The organism is Sphingopyxis soli (assembly GCF_018682675.1).
Lineage (GTDB): Bacteria > Pseudomonadota > Alphaproteobacteria > Sphingomonadales > Sphingomonadaceae > Sphingopyxis > Sphingopyxis soli.
Map to the genome: position 1 here is coordinate 1 of NZ_JAFMTR010000103.1, position 7,278 is coordinate 7,278.

Here is a 7,278-nt window from a genome sequence, read left to right on the forward strand (position 1 = left end):
CTGAAACAGCGAGGCCATCGCCGCAGCCAGCATGACGAGAATTGAAAGGCTGGAATCCACCCCGTAACCGACAAAAAAGGGGCCGCCTTTCGGCAGCCCCTTCTCTTTTCCGGTACCGGAAGGACTTAGTCCTTCAGGAAATCGGGCACATGACCCTGGTCTTCGGGACCGTCGTTGCGCTCGCGGCGTCCTTCGCCGCGGGGGCCGCGGTCGCCGCCGTCACGGCGGGGGCCGCGATCGCGGTCACGGCCACCACCGCCACGCGGGCCGCGGTCACCGTCACGGCGCGGACCACGATCGCCGCGCGGGCCGCGGTCTTCGCGGGGCTCGCGCGCCGGGCGGGTGTCTTCCAACTCTTCGCCGGTTTCCTGATCGACGACGCGCATCGACAGACGGACCTTGCCGCGCGGGTCGATCTCGAGCACCTTGACCTTGACGTCCTGGCCTTCGCTGAGGACGTCGGCGACCTTCTCGACGCGCTCGTTCTTGATTTCGCTGACGTGGACGAGACCGTCCTTGCCGCCCATGAAATTCACGAACGCACCGAAATCGACGAGGTTGACGACCTTGCCGTCATAGATCTTGCCGACTTCGGCTTCCTCGACGATGCCGGCGATCCACTTGCGGGCCGCTTCGATCTGGGTGAGGTCGCTCGACGAGATCTTGATCAGACCTTCGTCGTCGATGTCGACCTTGGCGCCGGTGGTCGCGACGATCTCGCGGATCACCTTGCCGCCGGTGCCGATGACGTCGCGGATCTTCGCCTTGTCGATCTGCATCGTCTCGATGCGCGGCGCGTGCGCCGACAGTTCGCTGCGGGTTTCGCCGAGCGCCTTGTTCATCTCGCCCAGGATGTGCGCGCGGCCTTCCTTCGCCTGGTTGAGCGCGGCTTCGAAGATCTCGCGCGTGATGCCCGCGATCTTGATGTCCATCTGCATCGTGGTGATGCCTTCGGACGTGCCCGCAACCTTGAAGTCCATGTCGCCGAGGTGATCCTCGTCGCCCAGGATATCGCTGAGGATCGCATAATCCTGGCCCTCGAGGATCAGGCCCATCGCGATGCCCGAGACGGGACGCTTGATCGGCACGCCGGCGTCCATCATCGCGAGCGACCCGCCGCACACCGACGCCATCGACGACGAACCGTTCGATTCGGTGATGTCGCTGGTGAGGCGGATCGTATAGGGGAATTGGTCCTTCGTCGGCAGCACGGGGTGCAGCGCACGCCATGCCAGCTTGCCGTGACCGACTTCGCGGCGGCCGGGCGCGCCGAAGCGGCCGACTTCACCGACCGAATAGGGCGGGAAGTTATAGTGCAGCATGAAGTGCTGGTACGACAGGCCGTTGAGGCCGTCGATCATCTGCTCGGCGTCCTTGGTGCCCAGCGTGCAGGTCGCGATCGTCTGGGTTTCGCCGCGGGTGAACAGCGCCGAGCCGTGCGCGCGGGGCAGGAAGTGCGTTTCGGCGACGATCGGGCGGATCTGCGTGGTGGTGCGGCCGTCGATGCGCTTGCCTTCCTTCAAGATCGCGGTGCGGACGATTTCGGCTTCGAGCTTCTTGGTGAGCTTGATGCCCGCCATCACCGCCTGCGGGTCGAGCCCGTCCTCCGCGAACATCGCCTTCGCCTTGTCGCGCGCCGCGTTGAGGGCGTTCGAGCGCGCCGACTTGTCGGTGAGCTTGTAGGCGGCCGCAATATCCTTGCCGATCAGCTTCTTGAGCTTGTCCTTGAGCGCGGCATTGTCGTCCGAAGGCGCGATCTCCCAGGGTTCCTTCGCGGCCTGTTCGGCGAGCTTGATGATCGCCTTGACGACCTCCTTGCACGCATCGTGCGCGAACATCACCGCGCCCAGCATGACCTCTTCCGACAGCTCGTTGGCTTCGGATTCGACCATCATCACCGCGTCGTGCGTCGCCGCGACGACGAGGTCGAGGTCGCCTTCGGCAACCTGCTCGTCGGTGGGGTTCAGGATATATTCGCCGTTCAGATAGCCGACGCGCGCCGCGCCGATGGGGCCCATGAAGGGGACGCCCGAAATGGTGAGCGCGGCCGACGCGGCGACCATCGCGAGGATGTCGGGCTCGTTATGGCCGTCATAGCTCAGCACCTGGGCAATGGCGTTGATCTCGTTATAGAAACCTTCGGGGAACAGCGGGCGGATCGGACGGTCGATCAGGCGGCTGACCAAAGTTTCCTTTTCGGTCGCGCCGCGTTCGCGCTTGAAGAAGCCGCCCGGGATGCGGCCGGCGGCCGAATATTTTTCCTGATAATGGACGGTGAGCGGGAAGAAGTCCTGCCCGTCCTTCACCGACTTCGCGGCGGTCACCGCGCACAGGACGACCGTTTCGCCCAGCGTCGCCATCACGGCGCCGTCGGCCTGACGGGCAACCTTGCCCGTTTCGAGAGTCAGCGTTTCACCGCCCCACTCGATCGATACTTTTTTCACGTCAAACATGTGGTTTCCTTCGCCCGCCGGGCCCTATGCCGGGCGGGGCCTCTGATTCCGGGCAATCCGGCCCGGGGCGGTGTAGGGCGTCTGTCTGCCCTGATGGCGGTCCCGCCGGATGCGGGAGCGGCCCAAACTCTTTTCGTCATCCCCGCGAAAGCGGGGACCCAGTTCTGCCAGTGCGGTATGGAACCGCGCTGGGTCCCCGCCTGCGCGGGGATGACATAATACGCAAACGGCCCCCGAAAGGGGGCCGAGCGATTATGTCACTTGCGAAGACCCAGCTTCGCGATCAGCGCCTGGTAGCGGTCCTCGTCCTTCTTGCGGAGATAGTCGAGAAGGCTGCGGCGCTTGTTGACCATCATCAGCAGCCCGCGGCGGCTGTGGTTGTCCTTGTGATGCGCCTTGAAATGCTCGGTCAACGTATTGATGCGGTCGGTCAGGATCGCAACCTGGACTTCCGGCGAACCGGTATCGCCCTTTTCGCGGGCATTGTCCTTGATGACTTCGGCTTTGCGCTCTGCGGTAATCGACATATTTCTTCCTTCGAACATCGTGTCATATGTTGAAGCCCCGCACGACTCTTAGCGTTCCCGCCAAAGCCTCGATCAGGGCGACCGGCCGACTATCGGCATCGCGTCCCCAATAGAGCCCGTCGTGCGTGCTTTCCCCGGTCCAGACGCGACCCTGACGGATCGCCCCTGCCGCTTCCGGGGAAAGGTTCAGAGCCGGGATGTCGACCAGCCCTGCCTCGAGCGGCAGAATGATATCTGATTGCGCGGCGCCTTGGCCGAAAGCGTTCAATTTGTCCAGCGAAATCGCTTGTCGCAGGTCGAACGGCCCCGCTTTGGTGCGGCGAAGCATGGTGACATGCCCGACGCTGCCTACCGCCCGCGCAATGTCGCGCGCAAGGCTGCGGATATAGGTGCCCTTCGAGACATGGGCGGTGAGGGTGATGGAGGCGAGCCGCGCCTCTTCTGCTTCGTCACCCCGGACTTGATCCGGGGTCCATTGTTCGTCCGGTGCAATGGATGCCCGATCAAGTGTCGAACGAGGCACGCGACTCGTTCGACCATGATGAAGACTGAAGACCGTCACCGCCCGCGCCTTCATCTCGACCGTTTCGCCAGCCCGCGCACGGTCATAGGCCCGCTGCCCGTCGATCTTGATCGCGGAGTAAGCGGGTGGCACCTGCTCGATCGCCCCGGTAAAGCGCGGCAGCACCGCCTCGACCTCGGCGAGCGTCGGCCGCACGTCGCTGGTCGCAACCACCTCGCCTTCGGCATCGAGCCCCGCGGTCTCGGTCCCGAACTGCACGGTGAAGTCATAGATCTTGCTGGCATCGAGCATCCGCCCGCACAGCTTCGTCGCCTCGCCGAGCGCGATCGGCAGCACCCCCGACGCCAGCGGGTCGAGCGTGCCGCCATGGCCGACCTTGACCTTGCCAAGCCCCGCCTCGCGGCAGACGCGCTTCACCGCGGCAACCGCCTGCGTCGAACCGAGCCCCACGGGCTTGTCGAGAATGATCCAGCCGTTCATCCCGCGCGCCCTGCTAGCGCGCGGGGCGCTTGTCAATTTGCCTCGGCGGCTTTCATCGCCTTTGCGGCTTCCGCGGCCGCTTTCCGTTCGGCCTTGGTCGGCGGCGGCGCCGACGTCACGAAGGAGACAAGCTGGCAACGCTCGCGACCGACCAGAATCGCCGCGAACCTGTCGAGCTGCGACGTGCCGCGATTGTCGATGCCGATGCCGTGCGCGAAATCAAGGTCGCGGCAGATCGTCGCGAACTTGCCGTAATACCAGTCGCGATGGCGGGTCTGAATCCAGATGCCGTCCTCGCCATCGGCTTCCCACGTCTTGATCGTCGCATCGTTCGGAAAGGCGATGCTCGATTCGACGCCGAGCGGGCGCGGCTCGTCGGCGGGCCTGGCAAGCACGGGCGAAGTGGCGGGGAGAAGCAGGACGGCGGCGAGTGCGAAGGAGAGCGTCTTATTCATGTCCGGGTCTTTCGATTCACGAATCCCTGCCCTGCCCGGTCCCATAGCAACTGGACCCTGAACCCGGGCTGACCCTCCAGAGGCTCATGCGCGCGCCCTCCATTCGTCCGCAAGCAGCGACCACAGCCCGGTATCGCGGACATGGCCCGTCCAGGTGATGCGTTCGGCGCGCAGCACCCCCTCCTTGGTGCAGCCGAGCTTTGCGACGGCAGCCTGGGACCGCTTGTTGCGTTCGTCGATGCGAAACTCGATGCGGCGGATGCCGACGGCAAAGGCATGATCGATCATCAAGCGTTTGAGCCGTCCGTTGAACCCCGTGCCGCGTGCGTCGGGATGGATATAGCTGTTGCCGATCTCGATCGTCTGCGCTGTCCAGTCGGGACGCAGCCAGGCGGTCATCCCGACGAGCCGGTCGCCGCCGAAAATCGCATAGGGCATCCGGCTTTCGTGTCCGATCAGCGCCGCGAAGCTCGCATCGAAATGTGCGGGATCGAAGCTCGACGAATAGATCGGCCAGATGTCGGCGTCGGCGGCGCAGGCGACGCGCAGCGGCTCGCGGTGCGGTTCGGCCAGCTTGACGAGACGCAGGTCGCCGTCGCCGAGTTCGGCATAGAGCGCGTCACGCATTGGCGCCTGCCGCGGTTGGTACGCTTGCCGCCTCGCGCCGCTTCTCCATGAAGTGGCGGCGGCACATCGCGACATAGCGGTCGTTGCCGCCGATCTCGGTCTGCGCGCCCTCCACGACCGCGCGGCCGCTGTAGTCGACGCGCAGGTTCATCGTCGCCTTGCGCCCGCATTCGCACACCGCCTTCAGTTCGACGAGCGCATCCGCGAGGCCGAGCAGCGCCGCAGAGCCGGGGAAGAGCTCGGCCGCGAAATCGGTGCGCAGACCATAACAGAGCACCGGAATTCCAACCTCATCGGCGAGCCGGGCGAGATCCAGCACTTGCGCGCGGGTCAGGAACTGCGCCTCGTCGACCAGCACGCAGGCAAGCGGGCGTTCCATATTCTCGGCACTCACTGCTTCGAACAAATTGCTTTCGGGGTCGAACTTGTGCGCCTCGGCCATCAGCCCGATGCGGCTCGTTACCTGTCCCGCGCCGTAGCGGTCGTCGAGCGCCGCGGTCCACAGCATCGTCTCCATCCCGCGCTCGCGGTAGTTGAAGTCCGCCTGCAGCAGCGTCGTCGATTTGCCGGCGTTCATGCTGGCATAGTAGAAATAGAGCTTGGCCATTGCCGGCTGCTAGCCGCTCGTTTCGGGACAGGCAACGGGACTCCGCTCGGCGTCGCTTGACTCACCCACCACCCCTGCCATGCTGCGCAACAAAGATGCAGCATAAGAGTGGGGAGAGCTGCCATGCGGTTGATGCCGATAAGCGACGCGATGTTCCTGGTCGGGGAAAGCCGCGAAATGCCGATGCATATCGGCGGCATCAACCTCTACACGCTGCCCGACGATGTCGACGAGACCGAATGGCTGAACGACCAGCTCGCCCTGCTGCGCCAGTCGGAGGGACTCCGGCGGCCGTTCAGCGAGGTGCTCAAGCTCACCCCGCTCGGCCAGTACGGCCCGATCCGCCTCGAACCCGACCGCGACATCGACATGCATTACCATGTCCGCAGCGCCGCGCTGCCCAAACCGGGGCGCTATCGCGAAATGTTCGAGCTTGCCTCGCGGCTGCACTCGGGGCTGCTCGACCGCACCCGGCCGCTATGGGAAATCACGTTGATCTCGGGCCTGCCAAACCGGCAGATCGCGACCTTCAAGAAAATTCACCACGCGCTGATGGACGGCGCGGCAAGCATCCATTTCTATAATTCGATGCTGTCGCCCGATCCCAAGGAGCGGCGCGCCTATTCGCCGCTCTCGGTCGAAGCCTATGAGGCGTATAAACGCCAGTTCCCCGCGCCGAAAAAGCCACCGCGCCCGAACCTGATGGACATCAAGGCGATCGGCGATTTCCTGAAGGAGCAATGGGGCAACAGCGTCGGGGTGACAAAGGCGATGAACCAGTATCTCGCCGCGATGTTCGGCCTTGGCGGCGACGGGCTGGTCACGCCCTTCGCCGGGGTGCCGCGCACAAGCTTCAACCGCAACATCACCGGCGCGCGGAGGTTCGTCGCGCAAAGCTGGTCGCTCGACCGCGTCCGCGCGGTCGGCAAGGCCTATGACGGGACGATCAACGACGCGGTGCTCGGCATGTGCGCGGGGGCGATGCGCAAATATCTGCAATCGCTGAACGAGCTGCCCGACAAACCATTGAAAGCGATGGCGCCGGTGTCGATCCGCCCAAAGGACGATATCGATTCGGGCAATTCGGTCGCGTCGGTCACCGCCAACCTCGCAACGCATATCGACGATCCCGCCGAACGCATGGCGGCGATCCAGGAATCGATGAATTCGGCAAAGGCACAGCTTCGTGCGATGACGGCGGGGCAGATTCAGCTCTACACCGCGCTCACCAGCTTCCCGATGATGCTCACCGCGCTCACCAAGACCGCCGACAAATTCCCCGCTTACTCGGTGACGATCTCCAACGTCCCCGGCCCGCGCGAGCAGATGTACTGGAACGGCGCGCGGCTGGACGGCATGTACCCCGCCAGCATCCCCGTCGACGGCATGGCGATGAACATCACGCAGGTGTCGAACTTCAAGAACATCGACTTCGGCATCACCGCCTGCCGCCGCAGCGTGCCGCACGCGCAGCGGATGATCGACTATCTTGAAGAGGCGCTGGTCGAGCTGGAAGCGGCGGCGGGGATCAAGGGGAAATAGCCCTTAGAGTGCGTTCGGTTTTGATTGAATCAACACCGGCACTCCAGATTCTTGTTTTGCCGTG

General features: G+C 64.5%; 7 protein-coding genes. 1 reads left to right on the top strand and 6 read right to left on the bottom strand.

Going from position 1 to position 7,278, the window contains the following annotated elements; translation table 11 throughout:
* Positions 1–125 precede the first annotated feature (125 nt).
* The 6 genes from pnp to J1N50_RS15645 all read right to left on the bottom strand — a co-directional run bounded on the left by pnp (position 126) and on the right by J1N50_RS15645 (position 5,672).
* The gene (gene pnp, locus J1N50_RS15620; protein ID WP_215355379.1) at positions 126–2,453 is read right to left on the bottom strand and encodes a polyribonucleotide nucleotidyltransferase; all 2,328 of its coding nucleotides are present in this window, start codon (positions 2,451–2,453) and stop codon (positions 126–128) included.
* Between the two features lie 257 nt (positions 2,454–2,710).
* Positions 2,711–2,980 carry a 30S ribosomal protein S15 gene (gene rpsO / locus J1N50_RS15625; protein WP_215355381.1) on the bottom strand — a complete coding sequence of 90 codons (270 nt, stop codon included), beginning with the start codon at positions 2,978–2,980 and terminating at the stop codon, positions 2,711–2,713.
* 22 nt (positions 2,981–3,002) lie between these two features.
* Entirely contained in the window at positions 3,003–3,983 is a 981-nt protein-coding gene (gene truB / locus J1N50_RS15630) for a tRNA pseudouridine(55) synthase TruB (protein WP_215355383.1), read from the bottom strand.
* A 32-nt stretch (positions 3,984–4,015) separates the two neighbouring features.
* Positions 4,016–4,438, bottom strand: coding sequence for a DUF6491 family protein (locus J1N50_RS15635; RefSeq protein ID WP_246553631.1), 423 nt, complete (start codon positions 4,436–4,438; stop codon positions 4,016–4,018).
* Between the two features lie 84 nt (positions 4,439–4,522).
* Positions 4,523–5,065: a GNAT family N-acetyltransferase gene (locus J1N50_RS15640; protein ID WP_215355385.1), complete on the bottom strand. Its 543-nt coding sequence runs from the start codon at positions 5,063–5,065 to the stop codon at positions 4,523–4,525.
* Positions 5,058–5,672 (bottom strand): thymidine kinase, encoded by a 615-nt coding sequence (locus J1N50_RS15645; RefSeq protein ID WP_215355387.1) that lies wholly within the window; start codon positions 5,670–5,672, stop codon positions 5,058–5,060. The genes J1N50_RS15640 and J1N50_RS15645 overlap by 8 nt, the downstream gene beginning before the upstream one ends.
* Before the next feature lie 123 nt (positions 5,673–5,795).
* Between J1N50_RS15645 and J1N50_RS15650 the strand changes: the two genes are divergently transcribed.
* Positions 5,796–7,214 carry a WS/DGAT/MGAT family O-acyltransferase gene (locus tag J1N50_RS15650; protein ID WP_215355389.1) on the top strand — a complete coding sequence of 473 codons (1,419 nt, stop codon included), beginning with the start codon at positions 5,796–5,798 and terminating at the stop codon, positions 7,212–7,214.
* The last annotated feature ends 64 nt before the right edge of the window (positions 7,215–7,278 follow it).